The organism is Pseudomonas sp. GW821-FHT02H06 (genome assembly GCF_059421525.1).
This window is the reverse complement of record NZ_JBWKVD010000017.1, coordinates 1-26,954: the sequence shown is the minus strand read 5'-3', so window position 1 is coordinate 26,954 and position 26,954 is coordinate 1. Positions and strand designations below refer to the sequence as shown.

The following is a 26,954-nucleotide window of genomic DNA, read 5'->3' as shown; positions in this document are numbered from 1 at the left end:
ACGCATAAGCCAGCGCGAAGGCTGGCTTATGGTGTTTTCGAACGAGAGAAGGAAATCAGTCGGCTTGTGGAGCTTCAACCGGCTTGACTGCCTCTTCGTACGAGACCGCTTTGTCGGTCACGCTCGCTTTCTGCAAAACAGTATCCACAACTTGTTCTTCCAGCACAACCGAACGAACTTCGTTCATTTGCTGTTCGTTCTTGTAGTACCAGGCCACAACCTGCTCTGGCTCCTGGTAAGCGGAAGCCATTTCCTGGATCAGCTCGCGAACGCGGGTGTCGTCAGGCTTGAGGTCGAATTGCTTGACGACTTCAGCCACGATCAGACCCAGTTCGACGCGGCGCTTGGCCTGCTCCTCGAACAGCTCTGCCGGCAGTTGGTCAGGCTTGATGTTGCCGCCGAACTGCTGAACAGCCTGAACGCGCAGACGGTTCACTTCGTTTTCCAGCAGCGCTTTAGGCACTTCGATCGGGTTGGCGGCCAGCAGACCGTCCATTACCTGATTCTTGACCTTGGACTTGATGGCCTGACGCAGCTCGCGCTCCATGTTCTTGCGAACTTCGGTGCGGAAGCCTTCGAGGTTGGTTTCCTTGATGCCGAACTGCTTGAAGAACGTTTCGTTCAGCTCAGGCAGGGTCGGTGCCGACACGGTGTTGACCGTGACGGTGAACTCGGCGGTTTTGCCGGCCAGTTCAAGATTCTGATAATCCTCAGGGAAGGTCAGGTTCAGAACGCTCTCTTCACCGGCTTTGGCGCCGACCAGACCGTCTTCGAAGCCCGGGATCATGCGACCCGAACCCAGCACCAGCTGAGTACCGGTGGCCGAACCGCCAGCGAATGCTTCACCGTCGATCTTGCCGACGAAGTCGATGTTCAACTGATCTTCGTTTTGTGCCGCACGATCAACGACTTCGAAGCTGACATTCTGCTTGCGCAGGATTTCCAGCATGTTGTCCAGATCGGAATCAGCGACGTCAGCCGACAGACGCTCGACGGAAATGGAGTCGAAACCGGCAACGGTGAATTCAGGGAACACTTCGAAAGTAGCGATGTACTCGAGGTCCTTGCCCTTTTCGAAGGTCTTTGGCTCGACGGAAGGTGCGCCAGCCGGGTTCAGCTTTTGCTCGACGACGGCTTCGTAGAAGGTCGCCTGGATCAGGTCGCCCAGTGCTTCCTGACGAGCACCGTCTTCGTAACGCTGGCGGATCACGCTCATAGGCACTTTGCCTGGGCGGAAGCCCGGGATCTTGGCTTTACGTGCGGTCTGCTGCAGACGCTTGTTGACTTCAGTCTCGATGCGCTCAGCGGGCACGCCAATGGTCATGCGGCGCTCGAGAGCGGAAGTGTTTTCAACAGAAACTTGCATGGATATTCCTCGTTGCACAGACGTTAGCCGGCCGTTTCCGACCCCAGAATCAAGGGCAAGCATTCTAGTGGGTCAAACTCAAGAAGTCACCCTACTGAACAAGGGTAAATAAAGTGGCATGCAGCCCGGGAATCACAGACGACTGTTTCAGCCTGCGGGAGGTGTCTGGAACGCACCTGATACGCCCCTATATAAAGGAAGCAAAAGGACGACCGAAACATGATCCAGTCCCTGGAAGCACACCGGACAAGCCCTGTGTCATGGGCCCATCAAGCTCGCACTGCGTTAAAACGCAGTACGCTGAAACAAAAAAAGCCGCACAAGGCGGCTTTCTTTCATCCCTCAACACCCCAGGTGTTGCGAGAGCTTTAACTGGTGCGGACGGAGAGACTCGAACTCTCACACCTTTCGGCGCTGGAACCTAAATCCAGTGTGTCTACCAATTCCACCACATCCGCGTTTGAAGCGCTTAAAGCAAAGGCGCCAGATTATGAATCTGGCGCCTTTTCGAATATGGGGTGGACGAAGGGGATCGAACCCTCGACAACGGGAGTCACAATCCCGTGCTCTACCAACTGAGCTACGCCCACCATATTGCGTTGTAACCGACGCATTCAAACTGAATGCTACTTGTGCCAAAGCTGCCTAATGGCGCACCCGGCAGGACTCGAACCTGCGACCATCCGCTTAGAAGGCGGATGCTCTATCCAGCTGAGCTACGGGCACTTATTTCATTTGCCTTCGTTAGACTGCAAATTAAGAGCTTTCAATCACGCTGAGCCGATCTTAACTCTACCTGACTTATTCAACCTTTCGACTTGATCCGCCGCTTCCGGCTTATCCTGTGTGGGGTTGTGCCCGACAAGTGCGACGAATCTTATAGACGGTCCAAAAGGTCGTCAACACTTTTTTCTAAAAAATTCAGTTAATTAAAGGGCTTAGCTTATTAAGCGGACCAACCGTCTTTGCCCTTGCGTCAGGTCATGCGAGAATGCGCGCTCTTTTTCCCTCCCCTTCCGATGGTTAATCACGCGTAATGACTGCAAAACTAATAGACGGCAAAGCGATCGCAGCCAACCTGCGCCAGCAGATCGCCCAACGAGTCGCCCAGCGTCGCGAGCAAGGCCTGCGCACGCCCGGCCTCGCGGTGATCCTGGTCGGCAGCGACCCCGCCTCTCAGGTTTACGTCTCGCACAAACGCAAAGACTGCGAAGAGGTCGGCTTCATCTCCCAGGCCTATGACCTGCCCAGTGAAACCACCCAGACCGAACTGACCGATCTGATCGATCGTCTCAACGACGACCCGGCCATCGACGGCATCCTGCTGCAACTGCCGCTGCCGGAGCATCTGGAATCCTCCAGCCTGCTGGAACGCATCCGCCCGGATAAAGACGTCGACGGCTTCCACCCCTACAACGTGGGCCGGCTGGCCCAGCGCATTCCGCTGCTGCGCCCATGCACGCCCAAGGGCATCATGACCCTGCTGGAAAGCACCGGTGTCGATCTGTACGGCAAGGACGCTGTCGTCGTGGGCGCGTCCAACATCGTCGGTCGTCCAATGGCGATGGAGCTGCTGCTGGCGGGCTGCACCGTAACCGTGACCCATCGTTTCACCCAGGATCTGGCCGGACACGTCGGTCGCGCCGATCTGGTGGTCGTGGCGGCGGGCAAGCCGGGCCTGGTCAAGGGCGAGTGGATCAAGGAAGGCGCCATCGTCATCGACGTCGGCATCAACCGTCAGGATGACGGCAAGCTGGTGGGCGACGTGGTGTACGAAACCGCCCTGCCCCGCGCCGGCTGGATCACGCCGGTGCCAGGCGGCGTCGGCCCGATGACCCGCGCCTGCCTGCTGGAAAACACGCTGTATGCGGCTGAGACGCTTCACGGCTGATTTCCCAAGCCCCGAGTACCAAAGCGCGCACATGAATAACGGCACCCGAGGGTGCCGTTTTTTTATGCGCCGAACGTAGAAGCGTGCAGGTTACTTCTTCGCAGCTTCCCAGCTCTTCAAGAGGTCCGAGTAAGCGATGGTTTCGCCCTTCGGTTTCTCGTTGGCCAGTTTGCGTTGGGGCGCGAGGAATGCACCGTTGCTCTTCTCGGCCTTGGTGTACCACTCTTCGGCCGAGGTTTCCGGGTTCATCTTCGGCGCGCAACCGCTTGGTTCCTGGACCTTGGAGCGCTCGATGCGGGTCATGATCGCATCCTGATCCTTGGCCAGACCGTCGAGGGCCGCCTGCGCGGTTTTCTCGCCGGTAACGGCTTCAGCCACATGACTCCACCACAATTGAGCCAGCTTCGGATAGTCCGGAACGTTGGTGCCGGTTGGCGACCATTGCACGCGGGCCGGGCTGCGGTAGAACTCGACCAGACCACCGAGTTTCGGTGCCAGGGCGGTCATCTCTTTGGAGTTGATGTCCGATTCGCGAATCGGCGTCAGGCCCACGATGGTTTTCTTCAGCGAGACGGACTTCGACGTCACGAACTGCGCGTAGAGCCAGGCGGCCAGGCGTTTCTTCTCTTCGGTGGACTTGAGGAAGGTCCAGGAGCCCACGTCCTGATAACCCAGCTTCATGCCCTCTTTCCAGTAAGGACCTTTTGGCGATGGCGCCATCCGCCATTTCGGCGTGCCATCGGCGTTCATGACCGGCAGACCCGGCTTGGTCATATCAGCGGTGAAAGCGGTGTACCAGAAGATCTGCTGAGCGACGTTACCCTGGGACGGCACCGGGCCGGACTCGGAGAACGTCATGCCCGCCGCTTCAGGCGGCGCGTAGGCCTTGAGCCAGTCGATGTACTTCTGAGTGGCGTACACAGCGGCCGGGCCGTTGGTGTCGCCGCCACGGGTGATGCTCGAACCGACCGGGTGGCAGTCTTCTACGCGAATGCCCCACTCGTCGACCGGCAGACCATTCGGCAAACCTTTGTCGCCGCTGCCGGCCATGGAGAACCAGGCATCGGTGAAGCGCCAGCCCAGGGACGGGTCTTTCTTGCCGTAGTCCATATGGCCATAGACTTTCTTGCCGTCGAGCTCTTTGACGTCTTCGCTGAAGAACTTGGCGATGTCTTCATACGCGGACCAGTTCACCGGAACGCCAAGCTCGTAGCCGTATTTGGCTTTGAACTTCTCTTTCAGATCAGGACGCTCGAACCAGTCGGCGCGGAACCAGTACAGGTTGGCGAACTGTTGATCAGGCAGTTGATACAGCTTGGCCGGCGTGATGACTTTGCCGGACGCGTCTTTGACTTCAGGCGAAGTGGTGAACGAGGTACCGATGAAGTCCTTCAGGTCAAGCGTCGGAGAAGTGACTTTCGCCCCTTCCGGGCTGGCCATCAGGTCTGTCAGAGACATCGCCTTGCCGTAGCGGAAGTGCGTACCGATCAGGTCGGAGTCGTTGACCCAGCCGTCATAGATACTCTGGTTGGACTGCATGGCGGTCTGCAGCTTCTCGATCACGTCGCCTTCCTGCAGCAGGTCGTGGGTGACCTTGATGCCGGTGATTTCGGTGAACGCCTTGGCCAGGGTTTTGGATTCATATTCATGGGTGGTCAAGGTTTCGGAAACCACCTTGATGTCCATGCCGCGGAACGGCTCTGCGGCCTTGATGAACCACTCCAGTTCCTTGAGCTTCTCGGCATCGGAGAGCGTGCTCGGCTTGAACTCGCTGTCGGCCCACTTCTTGGCCGCATCCTCGTACTGGTCGGCCCATGCCGACACGCTCAAGCCACTGAGCATTACCATCGTCGCTACCGTCACACTATGTCGCAGCTTGTTTTTCTTATTGAACATAGACACCTCTTGTGTTGATTCTTATGTGATCCCGCGTTTCAACCTTCGCTTAAACCTTCTCAACCCCAACGCATCACTACCAACAGCCAGACCAGGGAAAGCCCGGAGGCCACCCAGATATCCCAGCTCGTCGCGCCGATGACCAGCAGATGCAGGTAGGCACTTCCGAGCAGGCCGATGAACAGACGATCGCCGCGTGTGGTGGCAATCGGTAGAAAACCACGACGTTCAATGCTCGCCGAACGCAGTTCCCAGGCCGTCATCGCAACCAGAATCGCAGCGATGGACGCAAAGAAAATAGCAGTTGGCAGGGTCCAGGACATCCACTCCATTTTTCGACTCCTCAGACACGACCAAGAGCGAAGCCCTTGACCACGTGATTACGAACGAACCAGATAACCAGCATGCCCGGCAGAATGGTCAACACTCCCGCCGCTGCCAGCACCCCCCAATCGATCCCCGACGCCGAAACGGTGCGGGTCATGACCGCTGCGATCGGCTTGGCATTGACCGAGGTCAGCGTCCGCGCCAGCAGCAACTCGACCCAGGAGAACATGAAGCAGAAGAACGCCGTCACACCGATGCCCGAGCCAATCAGCGGGATGAAAATCTTGCCGAAGAACTTGGGAAAGCTATAGCCGTCGATGTAGGCCGTTTCGTCAATTTCCTTGGGAACGCCGGACATGAAGCCTTCCAGAATCCACACCGCCAGCGGCACGTTGAACAGGCAGTGCGCCAACGCTACCGCAATGTGCGTGTCAAACAGGCCGATGGACGAATACAGCTGGAAGAATGGCAGCAGGAAAACCGCAGGTGGCGCCATCCGGTTGGTCAGGAGCCAGAAGAACAGGTGTTTGTCGCCGAGGAAACGATAGCGTGAAAACGCGTAGGCCGCAGGCAATGCGACGCTTAGCGATATCACCATATTCAGGCAGACGTAGTACAGCGAGTTGATGTAGCCGCTGTACCAGCTTTCGTCGGTGAAGATCACCTTGTAGTTCGCCAGCGTGAAGTCCTGTGGGAACAGGGTCAGGCCGCCGAGGATTTCGGTGTTGGTCTTGAACGACATGTTGATTAGCCAGTAGATCGGCACCAGCAGAAACAGCAGGTAGATCCACAGCGGTATGAGCTTTTTGAACGACACTTTCTCGCGCTTGTTCATGGGCGCTCCTCAGTTCTTTTCGCTGTGGGTCATGGCGGTGTAGAACACCCACGACACCAACAGAATGATCAGGAAATACACCAGCGAGAACGCCGCCGCAGGGCCCAGGTCGAACTGGCCGAGGGCCATGGTCGTCAGGGTCTGGCTGAGGAAGGTCGTCGAGTTGCCCGGACCGCCACCGGTGAGCACAAACGGCTCGGTGTAGATCATGAAGCTGTCCATGAATCGCAGCATCACCGCGATGAGCAGCACGCTCTTCATCTTCGGCAGCTGGATGTGTCGGAACACGGCCCAGTTGGACGCCCGATCAATTCGCGCTGCCTGGTAGTACACGTCCGGAATGGCGCGCAGACCCGAGTAGCACAGCAACGCCACCAGCGAGGTCCAGTGCCAGACGTCGATGACCAGCACGGTCACCCAGGCGTCCGACGCATTGGCCGCGTAGTTGTAGCTGATGCCCAGCACATCGTTGAGGATCCAGCCCAGCAGACCGATGTCGCCACGGCCGAAGATCTGCCAGATGGTGCCGACCACGTTGAAGGGGATCAGCAGCGGAATGGTCATGACGATCAGGCACACCGACGACCAGCGTCCCTTGGTCGGCATGGTCAGGGCGATGCCGATGCCCAGCGGGATTTCGATCAGCAGCACGCAGGCGGAGTAGATGAACTGACGCAGCAGCGAGTCATGCAGGCGCGGGTCCTGCAGCACTTGCCGGAACCAGTCGGCGCCGACGAAATAACGGCTGGACTGGTCGAAGATGTCCTGCACCGAATAGTTGACCACGGTCATCATCGGAATGATGGCGCTGAACGCCACCAGCAGGAACACCGGCAGCACCAGCCACCAGGCCTTGTTGTTTTGCACTTTAGTCATGGGACACCTCGCTGGCCGGCAGTGTGTTCGCCGCGGCCTCCAGCAGAAATTCATCGGCGTAGAGCATCAGCCATTGCGCGGGGAAACTGATCCAGGCCTGGCCCTGCGGCACCGGCTTGTCTTCCTGCACGCGCACTTTCAACAGCTGGCCGGCCAGTTTCAGGGTGAGAATCTTGTAGGTCCCCAGGTCCTCGACGTAGGTCACTTCAGCCTGCATGGCGTCATCAACCGGGCCGTCCCAGACGTGCACGAACTCGGGACGAATCCCGACTTTCAACGTGCTCCACTGAGTGGCGGCCAGACGCTGCTGCAAGGCTTCGGACAACGGCAGATGAATGCCGCCAAAGCCCACGCCGCCGGCTTCAGGCTTGACCTCGATGAGGTTCATACCCGGGCTGCCGATGAAGTAGCCGACGAAGGTGTGGTGCGGCTTTTCGAACAGTTCGCGCGGGGTGCCGAACTGGACGATCTGGCCGCCGTACATCACCGCAATCTTGTCGGCGAAGGTCGAAGCCTCCAGCTGATCGTGGGTGACGTAGACCATGGTGATGTTGAACTGCTCGTGAATCTGCTTGAGCTTGCGGCGCAGCTTCCACTTCAGGTGCGGGTCGATCACGGTCAGCGGTTCGTCGAACAGAATCGCCGACACGTCATCGCGAACCAGCCCGCGGCCCATGGAGACTTTCTGTTTTTCGTCAGCAGTGAGGCCTTTGGCTTTCTTCTTCAGCAACGGCTGCAGGTCCAGCACGTCGGCGATTTCCTGCACCTTGATCTTCACTTTCGCTTCCGGCATGCCCTGATTGCGCAGCGGAAAGGCGAGGTTGTCGTACACCGTCATGGTGTCGTAGACCACCGGGAACTGGAAAACCTGAGCGATGTTGCGCTCTTCCGGCGACATGTCGTTGACCACGGTGGTGTCGAACAGAACCTTGCCTTCGGACGGGCTGAGCAGGCCGGAGATGATATTGAGCAGGGTCGACTTGCCGCAGCCGGACGGGCCGAGCAAGGCATAGGCGCCGCCCTGCTCCCAGATGTGGGTCATTTCGCGGATGGCATAGTCTTCAGGGCCGGTCGGATTGGGGCTGTAGCTGTGCGCGAGTTGTTGCAAGCGGATCTCGGCCATCAGGCAACCCTCGCCATGCGCAGGCCCGGCGCCTGAATAAGGCCGCCCTGCTGATCGAATACGAACAGTTTGTGAGTCGGGATGTACACGCGAATCGGCGTGTCCACGTCGTACTCATGGACGCCCGGCAAATGCAGCACCAGCGAAAAATGCTCATTGCGCACGTGCAGGAAGGTTTCCGAACCGCTGATTTCGGCGAGCTCGACGGTGACCGCCAGTTCGAGATCGTCGTCGTTGGACGGCACCAGGCTCAGGTGGCTCGGGCGCACGCCAAAGCGGTACTCGCCGTCGCCGATGGTGCGCAAGTCGACATTGAGCGGGAAGTGCACGAAGTTGGCGAAGCTCACTTCGTTGCCTTCGATGCGGCCTGGCATCAGGTTGATCGGCGGCTCGGAGAACAACTCGGCGGCCAGCACGGTTTTCGGCTGGTGATACACCTCGGGCGTACGGCCGCTCTGGATGACGCGGCCTTCGTGCAGAATCGTGGTGGTCCCCCCCAGCGCCAGCGCTTCGTTCGGCTCGGTGGTGGCGTAGATAGCGATGGTATTGCGCGTTTCGAACAGCTGGCGCATTTCCTGACGCAGCTCTTCACGCAGCTTGTAGTCGAGGTTGACCAGCGGCTCATCGAACAGAATCAGTTCGGCGTCTTTGACCAGCGCCCGCGCCATGGCCGTGCGCTGCTGCTGGCCGCCGGACAATTCGAGGGGGTGACGGCTGAGGAATTTTTCGATGCGCAGCATCTTCGCGGTTTCGCGAACCCGGCGGTCGATTTCGTCCTTCGACATCTTGGCCTGGCGCAGCGGCGAGGCGATGTTGTCGTAGACGGTCATGCTCGGATAGTTGATGAACTGCTGATAAACCATCGAGACGTTGCGATGACGCACCGCGACCTGGGTGACATCTTTGCCATTCATCAGTACCCGGCCGCTGTCTGGCTTGTCCAGACCGGCCATCAAGCGCATCAGGCTGGTTTTGCCTGATAAGGTGCGCCCCAGCAATACGTTGAATGAGCCGGGTTCAAAGCTCAGCGAAGCATCGTCGATCCAGATCTGACCGTCGACGGAGCGGCTGACGTGCTCAAGCGTGAGAGACATGGCGTGCCCTTTTTATTTGTTTTGTTCGGGGTGTTGCGCGTGTGCCGTATGGCAGGTCGTAACATCCGTTGACCGATTGTGCTGACCGCTTGTTGGATAGCGACAATCGTGCCAACCGGCCTGCTCGGGGGCTTTCTGGCTGGAATGCGCGGACTAGAGCGGTTGCGACAATTTGCCGCACAGATTGGCATTCGTTGATGAACATAAATGAACAGGAAAGGCTGAACACCTGAACAAAATGAACATTGACTTTGAACAATCCTGAACAACAATGGGTGGACGTTTTCGAGCAGGGATGCTCTGCCTAGCGGCATCTCGACAACAATAAATAAAAGTACTCGGACGGAGCCATTTCATGGCCACAGCAGGCGCATCCCCCAGCCACGACACCATCATTCAGGACTCGTGGGCCCGTTGCCGCGAGTTCGGCCTCGACCATCAGTCACGTCCGTCCTTCGGTCGCCTGCCCGATCAGCAGGTTTCGCAACTGCTCGAGCGCCATCATTCTCTGGTGCAGACCACCCACCAGCAGGTGCTGCCCTTCTACGAAAACATCCTGAGCAATTCCAATTGCCTGATCCTGCTCGCCGATCAGCAGGGCCAGGTGCTCAATTCCTGGGGCAACAAGCGCTTCGTCGAGCCGGATCAACAGCCGGGTTTCGTCGCCGGCGCCAGCTGGCTGGAGCAAGGCGCCGGCACCAATGCCATCGGCACGGCCCTGGCCTGTGAACAGGCTGTTCACATTGAACACGATGAACACTTTCTCAAGGCCAACCGTTTCATGACCGGGTCGGCAGCGCCGATTTTCGATGCGTCGCGGCGGATGATCGCGGTGCTCGATGTGTCCAGCGACAGCTTCCTGCCGCCCTCCCACACCCTGGGGATGGTCAAGATGATGGGCCAGACCATCGAAAACCGGCTGATCCTCGACCAGTTCCAGCACAGCCATTTCCAGCTGGTGTTCAACACCGGGCTGAACAACCTCGACAGCCAGTGGGCGGGCCTGCTGGTGTTCGACGAAAGCGGCCGAGTGCTCTGCGCCAACCGCCGTGCCGACAATCTGCTGGGCGTCAGCCTGCTCAACGCCAACATCGAAAACCTGTTCAAGGCGCCGATCACCGACCTGCTGGATCAAATGGAAGGCCAGCCCTTTCCGCTTCAGGCCTCGGGCCATAACCGTTTTCATTGCGTGCTGAAGCGGCCGAAGGCGCCGGTGCTCAAGCTCAGAACGGTGCCCGTGCCGATTCCGGTGCAAGTACCGGTTGTGTCCCGATCGGCTACTGTTGGCGCCATTGAGCCGGGTCTAGGTGATGAGCGGGTTGAGAAAGCAGCGCGCCAGGGGCAGCGACTGCTGGAGAAGAACGTCCCGCTGTTGATCCTCGGTGAAACGGGTGTGGGCAAGGAAGTGTTCGTCAAAGCCCTGCACCGCGCCAGCTCCCGCGCCCATCAGCCTATGATTGCCGTGAACTGCGCGGCGATCCCGTCGGAACTGGTCGAGGCGGAACTGTTTGGCTACGAAAAAGGCGCGTTCACCGGGGCTCACCATAAAGGCAGCATCGGGCTGATCCGCAAGGCGGACAAAGGCACGCTGTTCCTCGACGAGATCGGCGACATGCCACTGCCGGTTCAAGCGCGCTTGCTGCGGGTGTTGCAGGAACGGTGCGTGCAACCGGTGGGCAGCAGCGAGTTGTACCCGGTGGACATCCGGGTGATTTCCGCGACCCATTGTTCACTGCGCGAGCATGTGCAGAACGGGCGGTTTCGACAGGATTTGTACTACCGCATCAGTGGCCTGAACCTGGAGCTGCCGCCGTTGCGCGATCGCAGCGATAAACCCGCGCTGGTGCGTGCGATCTGGGAACAACACCGCGAACCGCAGCAGACAGCGGGCTTCGAGCCTCAGGTGATGGAGCTGTTTGAACGGCACCCGTGGCCGGGAAATCTGCGGCAGTTGAGCAACGTGATTCAGGTGGCGTTGGCGCTCGCCGACGATCAGCCGATCTCCACCGAGCATCTGCCGGAAGACTTTTTTGCGGACCTGGCGATGGGGTGTGAGCGCGTCGAGGCCGAGGCAGTGCTCAACCGCAAGGCTGCGCTGGACACGCCGGAGGAGTTGAGTGAGTTGTTGCAGGCGGCAGGCGGGAATATCTCGCAGCTGGCGAAGCGGCTGGGGGTGAGCCGGAATACGCTGTACAAGCGACTGCGGGAACAGGGGTTTTGATTGGGGTTTGTCGCTAGCGCGCAGAGCCAGCAAAACCGGGATGCGGAGTATCAGACGAGGCATTCCCACGCGGGGCGTCTCCACAATCAGCACAGAATTGTAACGGTGGCTTGGGCAAGAAGAATTATATGGCTATATTTGGCCAATATTCCCGAATGCGAGCATACGTCATGATTATCGTCCCCCTCGGTGAGGCCAAGGACAACCTGTCAAAACTGGTAGATGACGCTGCGGCGGGCCAGACCATCACGATCGCTAAACATGGTCGAGCAATGGCGCGCCTCGTCCCGATCGGACGGCCCACCGGTAAACGCATCGGTGCTATGAAAGGTATTCTTCAACTACCGGACGACTTCGATGCACCGCTTTCTGACTCTGTGCTGGATGATTTCGAAGGCAGTCGCCCATGAGGATACTGCTGGATACTCATATTCTTCTGTGGGCTCTGACTGACGACCCGAAGCTTTCTCCCAAAGCAAAAAAACTGATCGAAACCGCCACTGAGGTTTACATCAGCGCCGCCACGTTCTGGGAGATGTCGATAAAGATTGGCTTGGGGAAACTAACGGCCGATCTCGAGGAGATTCGCGAGTACTGCCGAGACAGCGGCTTTATCGAGCTCCCTGTCAGCGTTGAACATGCAATCGCAGTCAAAGATCTGGAACACCATCATCGCGACCCATTCGATAGGCTAATCGTTGCTGCCGCCATTACTGAACCGATGAAGCTAATTACGTCAGACGCGATGGTTGCCAGGTACACGTCACTTGCTGTTCTGGCCTAAAGCACCTAGGCGCCAAAAGCAGCAGGTCAGTCGACATCAACAATTTGCCAAACGAACTTCGTGAGACTGATTGTTCCACCCAGAACGGGAACAATCACCGCAGATGTAACGGGTGACAGATGAACTGTGGGAGCGAGCTTGCTCGCGAAGAGGCCAGTACATCCGCCAAATATTCAGCGTTCGAAACGCCGCCTTCGCGAGCAAGGTGGAGCGCCACCCCGGTCGCTCCCACATCAACCGTGTGCGCGGCTGATCAATCCGCCAACCGCCATGTCGTGCTGCCCTTGCTGTCTTCCAGCACCACGCCCATGGCGGTGAGTTGATCGCGGATGCGGTCGCCTTCAGCCCAGTTCTTGTCAGCGCGCGCCTGCAGGCGTGCGGCGATCAAGGCTTCGACTTCGGCGGCATCCACCCGCCCTTCAGCGCCGGCGCGCAGGAAGTCATCGGCTTCCAGTTGCAACACGCCCAACACACTGGCCAGCTCCTTCAAGCGAGCCGCCAGACCTGCCGCTGCGTTGACATCGCTGTCGCGCAGACGGTTGATCTCGCGGACCATCTCGAACAGCACGGCGCAGGCTTCCGGGGTCCCGAAGTCGTCGTTCATGGCATTCGAAAAACGCTCGACGAACGCCTCACCACCCGCAGGCTCAGCGACCGGCAAGCCTTTGAGCGCGTGATAGAACCGCTCCAGCGCGCCTTTCGATTCCTTCAGGCTGTCTTCGGAATAGTTGATCGCGCTGCGGTAGTGGCTCGACACCAGCAGGTAACGCACTACTTCCGGGTGGTATTTATCCAGCACGTCGCGAATGGTGAAGAAGTTGTTCAAGGACTTGGACATCTTCTCGCCATTGATGCGGATCATGCCGCAGTGCAACCAGGCGTTGGCGTAGGTCTTGCCGGTCGCGGCTTCGCTCTGGGCAATCTCGTTTTCGTGGTGCGGGAATTCCAGGTCGCTGCCGCCGCCATGAATGTCGAAGGTCTCACCCAGGCAGCAGGTGGACATCACCGAGCATTCGATGTGCCAGCCCGGACGCCCGGCGCCCCACGGCGATTCCCAGCTCGGTTCGCCCGGCTTGACGCCTTTCCACAGCACGAAATCCAGCGGGTCGTCCTTGGCCTCATCGACTTCGATCCGGGCACCGATGCGCAGGTCTTCGATTTTCTTGCGCGACAGCTTGCCGTAGCCGAGGAATTTGCCGACGCGGTAGTACACGTCGCCATTGCCCGGTGCGTAGGCATAGCCCTTGTCGATCAGGCGCTGGATCATGTCGTGCATGCCGCCGATGTAATCGGTGGCGCGCGGCTCCATGTCCGGCTTGAGGATGTTCAGGCGCGCTTCGTCCTCGTGCATCGCGTCGATCATGCGCGCGGTCAGGGCATCGAACGCTTCACCGTTTTCACGGGCGCGGTTGATGATCTTGTCGTCGATGTCGGTGATGTTGCGCACGTAGGTCAGGTCGTAGCCGCTGAAACGCAGCCAGCGGGTAACCACGTCGAACGCCACCATGCTGCGGCCGTGGCCCAGGTGGCAGTAGTCGTACACGGTCATCCCGCAGACGTACATGCGCACCTTGTTGCCATCCAGCGGTTTGAAGACTTCTTTGCTCTTGCTGAGCGTGTTGTAGATAGAAAGCACGTTGCCTACCTTAGCTCCACGAATCGCGGAGCGTCACAGTCCGGTTAAAGACCGGATGACCGGGTTTCGAGTCCTTCAGATCCGCGCAGAAATAGCCTTCGCGTTCGAACTGGAAACGGTCTTCCGGCTGAGCGTCAGCCAACGACGGTTCAGCGCGACAACCGGTCAACACCTGCAGGGAGCCTGGGTTGATGTTGTCCAGGAAGGTCTTGCCCTCTTCTGCCTTCTCAGGGTTTGCCGACAGGAACAGACGGTCGTACAAACGCACTTCGCATTCGATGCTTTCGGCTGCCGGTACCCAGTGCACAACGCCTTTGACCTTGCGGCCTTCAGGGTTCTTGCCCAGGGTTTCCGGGTCGTAGGAGCAACGCAGCTCGACGATGTTGCCGTCGGCGTCCTTGATCGCTTCGTCGGCGCGAATCACGTAGCTGCCACGCAGGCGTACTTCACCGTTCGGCTCCAGGCGCTTGTAGCCCTTCGGCGGCTCTTCCATGAAGTCGTCACGGTCGATGTAGATCTCGCGGGAAAACGGCAGCTTGCGCACGCCGAGCTCTTCCTTCTGCGGATGGCGGGGCAGTTCGAGGTGGTCGACCTGGCCTTCCGGGTAATTGGTGATCACGACTTTCAATGGACGCAGCACGCACATGGCGCGCGGGGCGTTGTGGTCCAGGTCCTGACGGATGCTGAATTCCAGCATGCCGAAATCGACCACGCCGTCGGACCGGTTGGTGCCGATCATTTCGCAGAAATTGCGGATCGACGCCGGGGTGTAACCGCGACGGCGGAAGCCCGACAGCGTCGACATGCGCGGGTCGTCCCAGCCGTGCACGTGCTTTTCATCGACCAGTTGCTTGAGCTTGCGCTTGCTGGTGATGGTGTAGTTCAGGTTCAGGCGCGAGAACTCGTACTGGCGCGGCTTGCACGGCACCGGCAGGTTATCGAGGAACCACTCGTAGAGCGGGCGATGGCTCTCGAATTCCAGGGTGCAGATCGAGTGGGTGATGCCTTCGATGGCGTCCGATTGACCGTGGGTGAAATCGTAGATGGGGTAGATGCACCACTTATCACCGGTCTGGTGGTGATGGGCGTGACGAATACGGTAGAGGATCGGATCGCGCAGGTTCATGTTCGGCGAAGCCATGTCGATCTTGGCGCGCAGGACACGGGCGCCGTCTTCGAACTCGCCGGCCTTCATGCGGCTGAACAGGTCGAGGTTTTCTTCGACGCTACGATCGCGGAACGGGCTGTTCTTGCCCGGCTCGGTCAGGGTGCCGCGGTATTCGCGAGCCTGCTCGGGGGTCAGGTCATCGACGTAGGCCTTGCCCGTCTCGATCAGATGGACCGCCCAGGCGTACAGCTGGTCGAAGTACTGCGAGGCATAACGCACTTCGCCGGACCACTCGAAGCCCAGCCATTTGACGTCGGCTTCAATGGCGTCGATGTATTCCTGGTCTTCCTTCGCCGGGTTGGTGTCGTCGAAGCGCAGATGCGTGACGCCGCCGAATTCCTGAGCCAGACCAAAGTTGACGCAAATCGACTTGGCATGACCGATGTGCAGGTAGCCGTTGGGCTCCGGCGGGAAGCGGGTCACGATCTGGGTGTGCTTGCCCGAATCCAGGTCAGCCTGCACGATGGGGCGCAGGAAGTTGGTTGGAATGGCTGGGCCTGCCTTGGAATTCGCAGCGGCATCTTGAGTGGGCTTGCTCATAGGATCCTTGTACGGGTCGCGGCCAGGAAGGCCGGTTAAATCAAAGCGCCTATCATAGCCGAAGCTGTCAAGCCCCTGACAGCGCGCTGTGACAAAACTGCCGAGATGGGCGCCCGGTCAGCGGCGGAACCTGCAGCTCAATCGCAACTACCCGTGCAACGGCTACCCTCTGTAAACTGCGCGCCTGAAGTGAATCCGCAGGACTGGCCTCGCATGCCGATGGCCGACTGCCGCGATCACTGCCTCCCATTACGACTTCAAAGAGCGCGAGCTGACCATGTCGAAAGTAAAGCTGACCACCAACCACGGTGAAATCGTTCTGCAATTGAACGCAGAAAAGGCGCCGCTGACTGTCGCCAACTTCATCGAATACGTCAAAGCAGGCCACTACGAAAACACCGTGTTTCACCGCGTGATCGGCAATTTCATGATTCAGGGCGGCGGCTTCGAGCCTGGCATGAAAGAAAAGAAAGACAAGCGCCCGAGCATCCAGAACGAAGCCGACAACGGCCTGCCGAACAAGAAGTACTCAGTGGCTATGGCCCGCACCATGGAGCCCCATTCAGCCTCGGCGCAGTTCTTCATCAACGTCGCCGACAACAGCTTCCTCAATCACAGCGCCAAGACCGTGCAGGGTTGGGGTTACGCGGTGTTCGCTGACGTCGTCGAAGGCACTGACGTGGTCGACAAGATCAAGGGCGTCGCCACCACGTCCAAGGCCGGTCACCAGGACGTGCCGGCCGAAGACGTGATCATCGAGAAAGCCGAGATCATTGAGTGATATTGCTGATCTCCGATCTGCACCTTGAAGAAGGACGCCCGGACATTACCCGGGCGTTTCTCGGTCTGCTGAATGGGCGCGCGCGCGCGGCTGAATCGCTGTACATCCTTGGGGATTTCTTCGAAGCCTGGATCGGCGATGACGCCATGTCGCCCTTTCAGCGCTCGATTTGCCAGGCGCTGCGGGCACTGAGCGACAGCGGCACGCGGGTGTTCCTGATGCACGGCAATCGCGACTTCATGATCGGCCAGGGGTTTTGCAAAGCGGCGGGCTGCACGCTGCTCAAGGACCCGAGCGTCGTGAATTTCAACGGCGAACCGGTGCTGCTGATGCACGGCGACAGCCTGTGTACTCGGGACGAAGCCTACATGCGTATGCGCCGTTACCTGCGCCATCCGCTGACGCTGTGGGTGCTGCGGCATCTGCCGTTGAGCACACGGCACAAGCTGGCGCGCAAGCTACGCAGCGAAAGCCGTGCGCAGACGCGGATGAAGGCCAGCGACATTGTCGACGTCACGCCGGACGAAGTGCCACGGGTGATGAAGGAGTCTGGCGTGAAGACGCTGATTCATGGTCACACCCATCGGCCTGCGGTTCACGACCTTCAACTGGGTGAGACCATGGCGCAGCGCATCGTGCTGGGGGATTGGGATCGCGAGGGATGGTTGCTGCGGATCGATGAGTCGGGCTTTCATCTGGAGTCGTTTGCGTTTGAGGCCTGACCAGATCACCGGTGCGTCAGAAGTGAACACCGATGATCGTCGAACGCAGAACCTGTGGGAGCGACCGGGGTGGCGCTCCACCTTGCTCGCGAAGGCTTACTTTCTGACATCAGAGAAAGTGGCTGAATGTCCCGGCCTCTTCGTGAGCAAGCTCACTCCCACAAGTATTGTGTTTGACGCCGACAGCGCGGCGTCAATCAATGCCCTCCCCCAGGCGCCGCCTTCGCGGTAAACGGCGGTTTGGCCAGCCAGATGATCAGGATCAGCGACAGGAACACCCAGCCCATCATGTAGAAGTAGTCCACCGTGGACATCATGTACGCCTGGCTGGTGACCATCGAATCGAGCTGCGCGTAAGCCTGATTGCTCGCCCCGCCCAAGGTCTCCAGCGCATGTCGCGTCGTCGGCTCGTAGGCGTTCACGCTTTCGCTCAGATAGGCGTGGTGCTGATCGGCGCGGCGGATCCAGATCCACGTGGTCAAGGAGGCCGCGAAGCTGCCACCGAGGTTACGCAGGAAGGTCGCCAGCCCCGAGCCGTCGGCGATCTGCGACGGCGGCAGGTCGGAAAGCAGGATGCTCAAGGTCGGCATGAAGAACAGCGCAATGCCCGCACCCATGAACAACTGCACCAGGGCGATGTGCTCGAAATCCACCTGACTGGTGAAACTTGCCCGCATGAAGCAACTCAGGCCAATCCCCAGAAACGCGAGGCCGGCGAGCAGGCGCAAGTCGAATTTATGCGCATAACGTCCCACGAAGGGCGACATCAATACTGGCAGCACCCCGAGTGGCGCCACCGCCAGCCCCGCATAGGTCGCCGTGTAACCCATCTGCGTTTGCAGCCACTGGGGCAGAATTAGGTTGATCCCGAAGAACCCCGCATAGCCCGCCACCAGACAGATCGTCCCGTAGCGAAAGTTGCGAAACGCAAACAGCCGCAGGTTGACCACCGGGTGATCATCCGTCATTTCCCAGATGACAAATGCCGCCAGGCCAATGGCTGAAATCACCGAGCCGATAATGATGAAGTTCGACTCGAACCAGTCCAGGTCATTGCCTTTGTCGAGCACGATCTGCAGCGCGCCCACGCCGATGATCAGCGTAATCAGACCGACGTAATCCATGGGCTGGCGGCTGGTGCTGACCGGCCGGGTAGCCATCTGCTGACGCACAACGAACGCCGCGAACAGTCCGATCGGCACGTTGATGAAAAAGATCCACGGCCAGCTGTAACTGTCGGTGATCCAGCCGCCGAGAATCGGCCCGGCAATCGGCGCCACGACCGTCACCATCGCCAGCAATGCCAATGCCATCCCCCGTTTCGCAGGGGGATAAACGGCGATCAGCAGCGTTTGCGTCATCGGGTACAACGGCCCGGCAACCATGCCCTGCAACACTCGAAAGCCCACCAGCTCAGGCATCGAGGTGGAAATGCCGCAGAGAAACGAGGCGGTGACGAAAAGCAGCGTGGCCCACAGAAACAGCTTCACCTCGCCGAAGCGCCGGCTCAGCCAGCCGGTCAGCGGCAGCGCGATGGCGTTACTGACCGCGAACGAGGTGATGACCCACGTGCCCTGCTCCGAGCTCACGCCGAGGTTGCCGGAGATGGTCGGCAAGGCCACGTTGGCGATGGTCGTGTCGAGCACTTGCATGAAAGTCGCCAGCGACAGGCCGATGGTGGTCAGCAACAGGCTTGGCGGCGTAAAAGAAGCGGGAGCGTTCGTACTCATCGCGAATCCTTTGACACTCAAAGATCACCACGGCCTGTACACACAGGCCGTGGCAGATGGATTGGCGAATCAGCGCTGGGCTGTCTTGCCGCTGGTTGACGCGCTGTTCTCGTGGATCACGCGGGCGATCATCGTGTCGGCGTCGGCCAGTTGTTTGGCGTAGACATCGGTGGTGAACAGCGGCTGCTTCGGCGGTTGTTGCGCCAGCACCGGACCGCTCTGGTCGTGCAGGTTCACGTCCACGGTGGTCGACAGGCCGATGCGCAGCGGATGCTTGGCCAGCTCGTCGGCGTTGATGTGAATCCGCACCGGAATACGCTGGACGATCTTGATCCAGTTACCGGTGGCGTTCTGTGCGGGCAACAATGCAAACGCACTGCCGGTACCGGCGCCGACGCTGTCCACGGTGCCGCTGTATTTGACGTCGCCGCCGTACAGGTCGGCTTCGATGTCCACCGGCTGGCCAATGCGCATCTGGCCGAGCTGGGTTTCCTTGAAGTTGGCGTCGATCCACAGCTGGTCGAGGGGGATCACTGCCATCAGCGCAGTGCCCGGCTGAACCCGCTGGCCCAGCTGCACGGTGCGCTTGGCGACGTAACCGGTGACCGGCGCGATCAGCGTGCTGCGCGCGTTGCTCAGGTAGGCCTGACGCAGTTGAGCGGCAGCGGCTTTGACGTCCGGGTGCGAGGACACCTGAGTGTCATCCACCAGCGCAGTGCTGGTTGCCAGCTGCTGCTGAATGTTGGTCAACGCATTCTGCGCGGTGGTCAGGTCATCCTTGGCGTGGGACAGCTCTTCCTGGGAAATCGCCCCGCCGGCCGCCAGACTGCGACGACGGTTGAAGTTGTCCTGGGCTCTTTGCACTTCGGCGCGCTGGGCGGCCAGTTGCGCTTTCATGCCGTCGACATTGCTGTACAGACCACGCACCTGACGCACGACTTTTGCCAGATTGGCTTCGGCACTTTGCAGCGCCACTTCGGCGTCATTCGGGTCGAACTGCACCAGCACCTGCCCCTCGCGGACCAGATCGCCGTCGTCGGCACCGATGCTGACCACGGTGCCGGTGACTTGCGGGGTGATCTCCACGACGTTGCCGTTGACATAGGCATCGTCGGTGCTCTCGCTCCAGCGACCGTACATTTCGTACCAAGCCCAGACGCCAAGCACGCCAAGCACCACGACCAGCAGCAGGCCGAGCAACAGCAGCTTGCGCTTGCGCGGGTTCTTGGTCGGTTTGGTCTGCTCGGCGCCCTTGTCAGCGGCCTTGTCAGGCGCGGAGGCGTTGACGTCCTTTTCTTCGTTTGTGGCGTTGTTGTCGGTAGTGGCAGCGGCCATGACGATTACCTTAATGAGTCAGCGAAGCAGTTGACGGGACGACCGGGGCGGCGTTGTCGCCGGGCTTGCTGTCTTCGAAGCCTCCCCCGAGGGCCTGCATCAACTGGATCGAAAGATCGATTCGTTCCGCGTTGAGATCAGCCTGTTGGCGTTGCGATTGCAGCAGTTGTTGCTCGACGCTCAGTACGTCCAGGTAGTTGCCGATCCCCGAGGAGTAGCGCTGAACGACGGTGTCGTAGGATTTCTGAATCACGTCGGTCGCCTGCTGGCGCGCTTCGATCTGACGGCGGATGTCGCGCAACTGACCGATGCCATCGCTGACATCCCCCAGCGCCCGGACCAGCGTCTTGTTGTACTGCGCCACGGCGAGGTCATAGTCGGCGTCCCGCGCATCCAGATCGGCACGGCGACGGCCGCCGTCGAAGATCGGCAGCGACACCGTCGGCGCGACGTTGAAGAAGCGACTGGCTGAGCCGAACATCGCATCACCCAACAGCGACTCCACCCCTGCCGATGCGCTCAGGTTGAGGTTCGGGTAGAAGTTGGTCTTGCTGACGTCGATGTTTTTGCTCGCCGCTTCAACCCGCCAGCGCGCGGCCACCAGATCCGGGCGACGGCCCAGCAATTCCGCAGGCACCACCGAAGGCAGGGCCACGACAGCAGGTTGCAGCACCGCAGGCCGGCTCAGTTGTTCGCCGCGGTCCGGGCCTTTGCCCATCAGCACGGCCAGCTGAATCTTGGCGCTGCGCAGGCTTTTTTCCGCGTCTGCCAACGACTCGCGGGAGTTGGCTTCCAGGCTCTGGGTCTGCTCGTACTGGTACTCGCTGTCGATGCCCGACTTGAAGCGCCGCGATCCCAGGTCAAGCAATTGACTTGTGCGCTTGAGGTCTTCAGCCGCCAGGTCACGGACGATGTAGGCCTGGCCCAGGTCGCTGTAAGCGCGGGCGACATCGGCGGCGAGGGTCAATTGCGCTGCTTGCTGATCGACTTCACTGGCACGGGCCTGGCCCAATGCCGCTTCCCAGGCAGCCCGCTGGCCGCCCCACAGGTCGAAGTTGTAATTGAAGCCGGCGCTCAGGCTGCGCAAGGTGCTGTAGCGCCCGCCGGCCCCCGTCGGGTCCTGATCACGGGCCAGGCGCGAACGGCTGACGCTGGCGTCGGCATCCACGGTCGGCATGCGTTCGGCGTCGGCGGCATAGGCCTGCGCCGTCGCCTGATGAGTGCGGGCGGCAGCGATCTGCATGTCCGGACTGTCGCGCAGTGCTTCGGTGATCAGGCTATTGAGTTGTGGATCGCCCAGGCTGGTCCACCAGTCGCGCTTGGGCCAGGCGGCCGGCGACAGGGTGATGCCATTGAGGCTTTGAGCGGTCTGCAGACTGTTGGCATCGATGCCGACGGCTTCGGTTTTCAGGCCTTTGGAACTGGCGCAACCGGCCAGCACCAGTGCCACGACTATCAGGCTCAGGGACGTGCGCAGGGTCGAGCCCCGCTGAAGGTGAGTGCTCATTGTTCGGCAATCCGGGCAATCGTAATGGGGTCGCCCGAGGCAACCAGAATTTTCGTCAGAATCTTTTCCAGGGCCAGCAGCTCGCTGTCTTCCAGCACCCCGACCATCTCGTTCATCGCGTGTGCGCCGATTTCCGGCAACAGGTCGGAGAGCGCCTTGCCTTCCTCGGTCAGCACCAGTTGCACCTGACGCCGATCGGATTCCGAGCGCGCGCGGGACAGCAGGTTTTTCTGCTCCAGACGGTCGAGCATGCGGGTCATCGAACCACTGTCGAGATTCAACATGCGGCAGATGTCGGCCGGGGTCTCAGCGCAGAAACGCGCGATCATCACCAGCACTTTGAACTGCTGCGCAGTGACGCCGTGGGGCTCGAGATGCCGGTCGAGGATGCGGTTTTTCAGTTGTTCAGTCCGGCCCAGCAACATGCCCAGCAGACTGTCGTGAAAATTTTCAGGAGTGAAATGCGCCATTGATAGCCACCCATTATCTGCTTAGGCAGTGAATGGAGGGGATCTTACTGCCTAGGCAGTAAACACACAATGAAACAATATTTAGGGTGCGCGAATTCGGACGAACGTAGTTCGCCTGCTGAATGGGTAGGTTTCTAGAGTGGCTTAGAGCGCCGGCACACCGCTGTGGAAGCGGAAATCTTCATCCGGGCTCAGGATCAGCTCGCGCTCGGCCAGGCGGATTTCTTCGATCTTGGCGTCGACGTCCGCTTCAGTGCCGTAGGTGTAGGCGAGTTTCAGGTAGTCCTGAAAATGCCGGGCTTCGGACTTGAGCAGGCTGGCGTAGAACTTCGACAGGTCTTCGTCCAGATGCGGCACCAGGGCGGCGAAGCGTTCGCACGAGCGCGCTTCGACGATGGCGCCGACGACCAGCGCGTCGGTCAGGCGATACGGGTTGTGGGTACGAACGAGTTTGCGCAGCGACCCGGCATAGCGCGCCGAGCTGATGTTCGCCATCGGAATGCCGCGCTTCTTGATGATGCCGATCACTTGCTCGAAGTGACGCAGCTCTTCGCGCGCCAGCCGGGACATCTTGGCCAGCAGGTCGAACTTGTCGTTGTACTGGAACATGAACTGAAACGCCGCGCCGGCGGCCTTCTTTTCATTGTTGGCGTGATCGATCAGCAGGATATCCAGATTCTGCAAGGCGGCCTGAACCCAACTGTCGGGCGTGGGGCAAAGCAGGAAAGCGTCGATTTCTGGATAGATCTGCATGGGTTCACGGATGGCTGGCTGGGCAAGGCGCAGCATTATACGGAGCCTGACGGGCAGAGCCAGCGCGCGCAGATGAAAAGCATGGATTGTCGGGACCGGGCGCGAGAATCAGGTCAGGATCAAACCGCGCCCATCGCATCCTTGAGGAAGCCCGGCGCGATGTAGCGCTCGTAGTGCGCTTCGGACAGCAGGAAGAATTCCCGATCAATGGCATCGCGCAGCTCAGGCAGCGACCAGTCGCGAAACTCCGGCAGCAGCACCATGCCGTAGGCGTCCAGCTGGTTGATCACCCTCGCGCCCCGGGCAATCAGCTGGTAGGCCCAGCAATATTCCGACTGATGGGGGACGAAACGGATTTTGCGTTGCTCCAGTTGCGACCGCAGCTTTGCCGGATCGAATACCTCGACTTTCCCCGCCATCACTTGCACCAGCAGCTGTTCAAGGCGCAGCCAGACGGCACGCTTTGCATCCTCGTCGTAGCCGTTCCAGTGGATCACTTCGTGGTGAAAGCGCTTGCATCCCCGGCACACGAGGTCGCCGTAGACGGTGGAGCACAGGCCCACGCAGGGCGTCTTGATGATTTGATTGGGCATGGCAAGGGAACACGACGGCGAACGAAACAAGCCGGCATGTTAGCCCTTTGTCTAACGAGGTACACCCTTCAACCTGTAGGGGCTAACTTACCTTCAGCGGTTTTTTACCGTAGAATCACCGGGCCTTTTAAGGCGCCAATGTCCGTTGGAAGCTGTTTTCAAAGCGTCACGAGCACAGTCAGGGCTTTTTACGATAAGCCGGCGAGCCACTTATCGTACAAAGCCCGCCCCGCAGTCCGGTTTGACGCGAGTCCCTCGCGTCCCCTCCCCGACCGATCATGCAGGCGTAAAACTTTGAAAACAGCTTCTGTTGGAGATCGTCAGCTTCCTGCCAAGAAACTTTAAAAAGTTCGAGAGCGCCGATGCGGACCTTCTCTGGATGAGCGTCCCGGACACCCATTTGGGACCACTGATGAGGGTAATACTGTGCTTGAAGCCTACCGTAAACACATCGAAGAGCGTGCCGCCCAGGGTATCGTGCCCCAGCCGCTTAACGCCGAACAAACTGCAGGCCTGGTCGAGCTGCTGAAAAACCCACCGGCTGGCGAAGAAGCTTTCCTGCTTGACCTGATCACCAATCGCGTTCCACCGGGCGTTGACGAAGCTGCCTACGTCAAAGCCGGTTTCCTTTCTGCCCTGGCCAAGGGCGAAGTTCACTCCCCTCTGCTGGACAAGAAGCGCGCCGTCGAACTGCTCGGCACCATGCAGGGCGGCTACAACATCGTGACCATGGTTGATCTGCTGGACGACGCCGAGCTGGCACCTGTCGCTGCAGAGCAACTGAAGCACACCCTGCTGATGTTCGATGCCTTCCACGACGTCGCTGAAAAAGCCAAGAACGGCAACGCACACGCCAAGGGCGTGCTGCAGTCCTGGGCTGACGGCGAGTGGTTCCAGAAGCGTCCGACCCTGGCCGAAAAGATCAGCCTGCGCGTCTTCAAGGTCACCGGCGAAACCAACACCGACGACCTGTCGCCTGCGCCTGACGCCTGGTCCCGCCCGGACATCCCGCTGCACGCCCTGGCCATGCTGAAAATGGCCCGCGACGGCATCGTCCCTGACGTGCAAGGCTCCATCGGTCCGATGAAGCAGATCGAAGATATGCGCAGCCAGGGTTTCCCTATCGCCTACGTCGGTGACGTGGTCGGTACCGGTTCCTCGCGTAAATCGGCCACCAACTCGGTGCTGTGGTTCTTCGGCGACGACATCCCGAACGTGCCGAACAAGCGCGCCGGCGGCTTCTGCTTCGGCAGCAAGATCGCACCGATCTTCTACAACACCATGGAAGATGCGGGCGCCCTGCCGATCGAGTTCGACGTATCGAACATCAACATGGGCGACGTCATCGACGTTTACCCGTATGCCGGCAAAGTCACCAAACATGGCACCGACGAAGTCCTGGCGACCTTCGAACTGAAGACGCCTGTGCTGCTTGACGAAGTCCGCGCTGGCGGCCGTATTCCGCTGATCATCGGCCGTGGCCTGACCGGCAAGGCGCGCACCGAACTGGGCCTGCCGCCTTCGACGCTGTTCAAGCTGCCTGACGTTCCCGCTGCCAGCACCAAGGGTTTCACCCTGGCGCAGAAGATGGTCGGCAAGGCCTGCGGCACCGACGGTATCCGTCCGGGCACTTACTGCGAGCCGAAGATGACCACCGTCGGTTCTCAGGACACCACCGGTCCCATGACCCGTGACGAACTGAAAGACCTGGCGTGCCTGGGCTTCTCCACCGATCTGGTGATGCAGTCGTTCTGCCACACCGCGGCGTATCCGAAGCCGATCGACGTCAAGACTCACCACACGCTGCCTGACTTCATCATGACCCGTGGCGGCGTTTCCCTGCGTCCGGGCGACGGCATCATCCACAGCTGGCTGAACCGCATGCTGCTGCCGGACACCGTCGGTACCGGTGGCGACTCCCACACCCGTTTCCCGATCGGTATCTCGTTCCCGGCCGGCTCCGGTCTGGTCGCGTTCGCCGCTGCCACTGGCGTCATGCCGCTGGACATGCCGGAGTCGATCCTGGTTCGTTTCAAGGGCAAGCTGCAACCGGGCGTCACCCTGCGCGACCTGGTTCATGCGATTCCGTACTACGCCATTCAGAAAGGCCTGCTGACGGTCGAGAAGAAGGGCAAGAAGAACGCCTTCTCCGGTCGCATTCTGGAGATCGAAGGTCTGGAAACCCTGACCGTCGAACAGGCTTTCGAACTGTCCGACGCTTCGGCCGAACGCTCTGCCGCCGGTTGCACCATCAAGCTGTCGAAAGAGTCGATCGCCGAGTACCTGAAGTCGAACATCACCCTGCTGCGCTGGATGATCGGCGAAGGCTACGGCGACCCGCGTACCCTGGAGCGTCGTGCTCAGGCGATGGAAGCCTGGGTGGCCAACCCAGAACTGCTGGAAGCCGATGCTGACGCGGAATACGCTGAAATCATCGAGATCGATCTGGCCGATGTGAAAGAGCCTGTGCTCTGCGCGCCGAACGACCCGGACGATGCCCGTCTGCTGTCGAGCGTCGCTGGCGAGAAGATCGACGAGGTGTTCATCGGTTCGTGCATGACCAACATTGGTCACTTCCGCGCCGCCGGCAAGTTGCTGGAGCAGGTGAAGGGTCAGTTGCCGACGCGTCTGTGGCTGTCGCCGCCGACGAAGATGGATGCTCATCAGTTGACCGAGGAAGGTTACTACGGCATCTACGGCAAGGCTGGCGCGCGCATGGAGATGCCGGGCTGTTCGCTGTGCATGGGTAACCAGGCGCGTGTTGAGCCGAATTCGACAGTGGTGTCGACGTCGACCCGTAACTTCCCGAACCGTTTGGGTGATGGGGCGAACGTGTATCTGGCGTCGGCTGAGTTGGCGTCTGTGGCGTCGATTCTGGGTCGTCTGCCGACGGTCGAGGAGTATATGGAGTACGCGGGCAAGATCGACAGTATGGCTGCCGATGTTTACCGTTACTTGAGCTTCGATCAGATCGCGGAATTCCGTGAGGCTGCAGCGAACGCTAACATCCCGGTTGTTCAGGCTTAATAGCTGAGACCGTGTTGAGAGAACCCCGCTTCGGCGGGGTTTTTTTATGGCTAGTTTATTAGTAGGACCGGCTCCAGCCGGGAATTGTGCGTTGATGCTGATAGGGTCTGCTTGGGGGCAGACTGTTTCGCCTTCGGCGAGTTACTTGGAAAAGCACCCCAAGTAACCAAGGGTGCCTGCTCTCGGCTGGGCCCCTCGTTCCTCGGGGTTCCTTCACTCCGGTCTCGCTCCGTGGGCCCGCGCCGAACGGACATCCATGTCCTGACGGCGCTCTCGCCG

General features: G+C 59.9%; 22 protein-coding genes and 3 tRNA genes. 7 read left to right on the top strand and 18 right to left on the bottom strand.

Features of this window, described 5'->3' with window-relative positions:
- Positions 1-55 precede the first annotated feature (55 nt).
- The 4 genes from tig to AC07VF_RS22125 form a co-directional block, all read right to left on the bottom strand.
- The gene (tig, locus tag AC07VF_RS22140) at positions 56-1,366 is read right to left on the bottom strand and encodes a trigger factor (protein ID WP_192174104.1); all 1,311 of its coding nucleotides are present in this window, start codon (positions 1,364-1,366) and stop codon (positions 56-58) included.
- A 373-nt stretch (positions 1,367-1,739) separates the two neighbouring features.
- Positions 1,740-1,824: transfer RNA gene (locus tag AC07VF_RS22135), tRNA-Leu, on the bottom strand.
- A gap of 56 nt (positions 1,825-1,880) precedes the next feature.
- Positions 1,881-1,956 (bottom strand) — tRNA-His (locus tag AC07VF_RS22130).
- 59 nt (positions 1,957-2,015) lie between these two features.
- Positions 2,016-2,092: transfer RNA gene (locus AC07VF_RS22125), tRNA-Arg, on the bottom strand.
- 310 nt (positions 2,093-2,402) lie between these two features.
- On the opposite strand from AC07VF_RS22125, the gene folD reads away from it, so the two are divergent.
- Positions 2,403-3,257 (top strand): bifunctional methylenetetrahydrofolate dehydrogenase/methenyltetrahydrofolate cyclohydrolase FolD, encoded by an 855-nt coding sequence (gene folD / locus AC07VF_RS22120; protein WP_133776580.1) that lies wholly within the window; start codon positions 2,403-2,405, stop codon positions 3,255-3,257.
- 90 nt (positions 3,258-3,347) lie between these two features.
- On the opposite strand, the gene AC07VF_RS22115 is transcribed toward folD, so the two are convergent.
- From AC07VF_RS22115 to AC07VF_RS22090, 6 genes are read right to left on the bottom strand one after another with little or no spacing between them, the layout of a single operon-like run.
- Positions 3,348-5,153 (bottom strand): ABC transporter substrate-binding protein, encoded by a 1,806-nt coding sequence (locus AC07VF_RS22115; protein ID WP_192174105.1) that lies wholly within the window; start codon positions 5,151-5,153, stop codon positions 3,348-3,350.
- Between the two features lie 59 nt (positions 5,154-5,212).
- Positions 5,213-5,485 (bottom strand): DUF2160 domain-containing protein, encoded by a 273-nt coding sequence (locus AC07VF_RS22110; protein WP_065986436.1) that lies wholly within the window; start codon positions 5,483-5,485, stop codon positions 5,213-5,215.
- 11 nt (positions 5,486-5,496) lie between these two features.
- The gene (locus AC07VF_RS22105; RefSeq protein WP_122537834.1) at positions 5,497-6,297 is read right to left on the bottom strand and encodes a carbohydrate ABC transporter permease; all 801 of its coding nucleotides are present in this window, start codon (positions 6,295-6,297) and stop codon (positions 5,497-5,499) included.
- Positions 6,298-6,324: 27 nt separating this feature from the next.
- Positions 6,325-7,191: a carbohydrate ABC transporter permease gene (locus tag AC07VF_RS22100; protein ID WP_122537610.1), complete on the bottom strand. Its 867-nt coding sequence runs from the start codon at positions 7,189-7,191 to the stop codon at positions 6,325-6,327.
- Positions 7,184-8,314, bottom strand: coding sequence for an ABC transporter ATP-binding protein (locus AC07VF_RS22095; protein WP_495009561.1), 1,131 nt, complete (start codon positions 8,312-8,314; stop codon positions 7,184-7,186). Before AC07VF_RS22095 ends, AC07VF_RS22100 begins: the two co-directional genes overlap by 8 nt.
- Positions 8,314-9,408: an ABC transporter ATP-binding protein gene (locus tag AC07VF_RS22090; RefSeq protein WP_423572627.1), complete on the bottom strand. Its 1,095-nt coding sequence runs from the start codon at positions 9,406-9,408 to the stop codon at positions 8,314-8,316. Before AC07VF_RS22090 ends, AC07VF_RS22095 begins: the two co-directional genes overlap by 1 nt.
- A gap of 355 nt (positions 9,409-9,763) precedes the next feature.
- Between AC07VF_RS22090 and AC07VF_RS22085 the strand changes: the two genes are divergently transcribed.
- From AC07VF_RS22085 to AC07VF_RS22075, 3 genes are all read left to right on the top strand, one after another.
- Entirely contained in the window at positions 9,764-11,629 is a 1,866-nt protein-coding gene (locus AC07VF_RS22085) for a sigma-54-dependent Fis family transcriptional regulator (protein WP_495009562.1), read from the top strand.
- Between the two features lie 170 nt (positions 11,630-11,799).
- A complete protein-coding gene (locus AC07VF_RS22080; protein ID WP_065986546.1) occupies positions 11,800-12,039 on the top strand; it encodes a type II toxin-antitoxin system Phd/YefM family antitoxin in 240 nt (79 codons plus the stop codon).
- Positions 12,036-12,413, top strand: a complete 378-nt coding sequence (locus tag AC07VF_RS22075) for a type II toxin-antitoxin system VapC family toxin (RefSeq protein WP_074892086.1) — start codon at positions 12,036-12,038, stop codon at positions 12,411-12,413. Before AC07VF_RS22080 ends, AC07VF_RS22075 begins: the two co-directional genes overlap by 4 nt.
- A 253-nt stretch (positions 12,414-12,666) precedes the next feature.
- Here AC07VF_RS22075 and cysS read toward each other — a convergent pair whose 3' ends face one another.
- Positions 12,667-14,049 (bottom strand): cysteine--tRNA ligase, encoded by a 1,383-nt coding sequence (cysS, locus tag AC07VF_RS22070; RefSeq protein WP_192174109.1) that lies wholly within the window; start codon positions 14,047-14,049, stop codon positions 12,667-12,669.
- A 10-nt stretch (positions 14,050-14,059) separates the two neighbouring features.
- Positions 14,060-15,757, bottom strand: a complete 1,698-nt coding sequence (locus tag AC07VF_RS22065) for a glutamine--tRNA ligase/YqeY domain fusion protein (protein WP_192174110.1) — start codon at positions 15,755-15,757, stop codon at positions 14,060-14,062.
- A 277-nt stretch (positions 15,758-16,034) separates the two neighbouring features.
- Between AC07VF_RS22065 and AC07VF_RS22060 the strand changes: the two genes are divergently transcribed.
- Together AC07VF_RS22060 and AC07VF_RS22055 are read left to right on the top strand one after the other, a co-directional pair.
- Complete coding sequence (locus AC07VF_RS22060) at positions 16,035-16,538, top strand: peptidylprolyl isomerase (protein ID WP_192174111.1); 504 nt, start codon at positions 16,035-16,037, stop codon at positions 16,536-16,538.
- Entirely contained in the window at positions 16,535-17,260 is a 726-nt protein-coding gene (locus tag AC07VF_RS22055; protein ID WP_192174112.1) for a UDP-2,3-diacylglucosamine diphosphatase, read from the top strand. Before AC07VF_RS22060 ends, AC07VF_RS22055 begins: the two co-directional genes overlap by 4 nt.
- Positions 17,261-17,457: 197 nt before the next feature.
- Here AC07VF_RS22055 and AC07VF_RS22050 read toward each other — a convergent pair whose 3' ends face one another.
- The 6 genes from AC07VF_RS22050 to AC07VF_RS22025 all read right to left on the bottom strand — a co-directional run bounded on the left by AC07VF_RS22050 (position 17,458) and on the right by AC07VF_RS22025 (position 23,648).
- Positions 17,458-18,990, bottom strand: a complete 1,533-nt coding sequence (locus AC07VF_RS22050) for a DHA2 family efflux MFS transporter permease subunit (RefSeq protein WP_133773439.1) — start codon at positions 18,988-18,990, stop codon at positions 17,458-17,460.
- A gap of 69 nt (positions 18,991-19,059) precedes the next feature.
- On the bottom strand, positions 19,060-20,325 hold the full coding sequence (locus AC07VF_RS22045) for an HlyD family secretion protein (RefSeq protein ID WP_282372158.1): 1,266 nt from the start codon (positions 20,323-20,325) through the stop codon (positions 19,060-19,062).
- A 10-nt stretch (positions 20,326-20,335) separates the two neighbouring features.
- Positions 20,336-21,832 carry an efflux transporter outer membrane subunit gene (locus tag AC07VF_RS22040; protein ID WP_495009563.1) on the bottom strand — a complete coding sequence of 499 codons (1,497 nt, stop codon included), beginning with the start codon at positions 21,830-21,832 and terminating at the stop codon, positions 20,336-20,338.
- Positions 21,829-22,302: a MarR family winged helix-turn-helix transcriptional regulator gene (locus tag AC07VF_RS22035; RefSeq protein WP_192174116.1), complete on the bottom strand. Its 474-nt coding sequence runs from the start codon at positions 22,300-22,302 to the stop codon at positions 21,829-21,831. The genes AC07VF_RS22040 and AC07VF_RS22035 overlap by 4 nt, the downstream gene beginning before the upstream one ends.
- Positions 22,303-22,446: 144 nt before the next feature.
- Complete coding sequence (locus AC07VF_RS22030) at positions 22,447-23,055, bottom strand: MiaE family protein (RefSeq protein ID WP_122537832.1); 609 nt, start codon at positions 23,053-23,055, stop codon at positions 22,447-22,449.
- Between the two features lie 119 nt (positions 23,056-23,174).
- On the bottom strand, positions 23,175-23,648 hold the full coding sequence (locus AC07VF_RS22025; RefSeq protein WP_423572634.1) for a DUF1289 domain-containing protein: 474 nt from the start codon (positions 23,646-23,648) through the stop codon (positions 23,175-23,177).
- Between the two features lie 426 nt (positions 23,649-24,074).
- Between AC07VF_RS22025 and acnB the strand changes: the two genes are divergently transcribed.
- Entirely contained in the window at positions 24,075-26,675 is a 2,601-nt protein-coding gene (acnB, locus tag AC07VF_RS22020) for a bifunctional aconitate hydratase 2/2-methylisocitrate dehydratase (protein WP_346625405.1), read from the top strand.
- Positions 26,676-26,954: the final 279 nt, after the last annotated feature.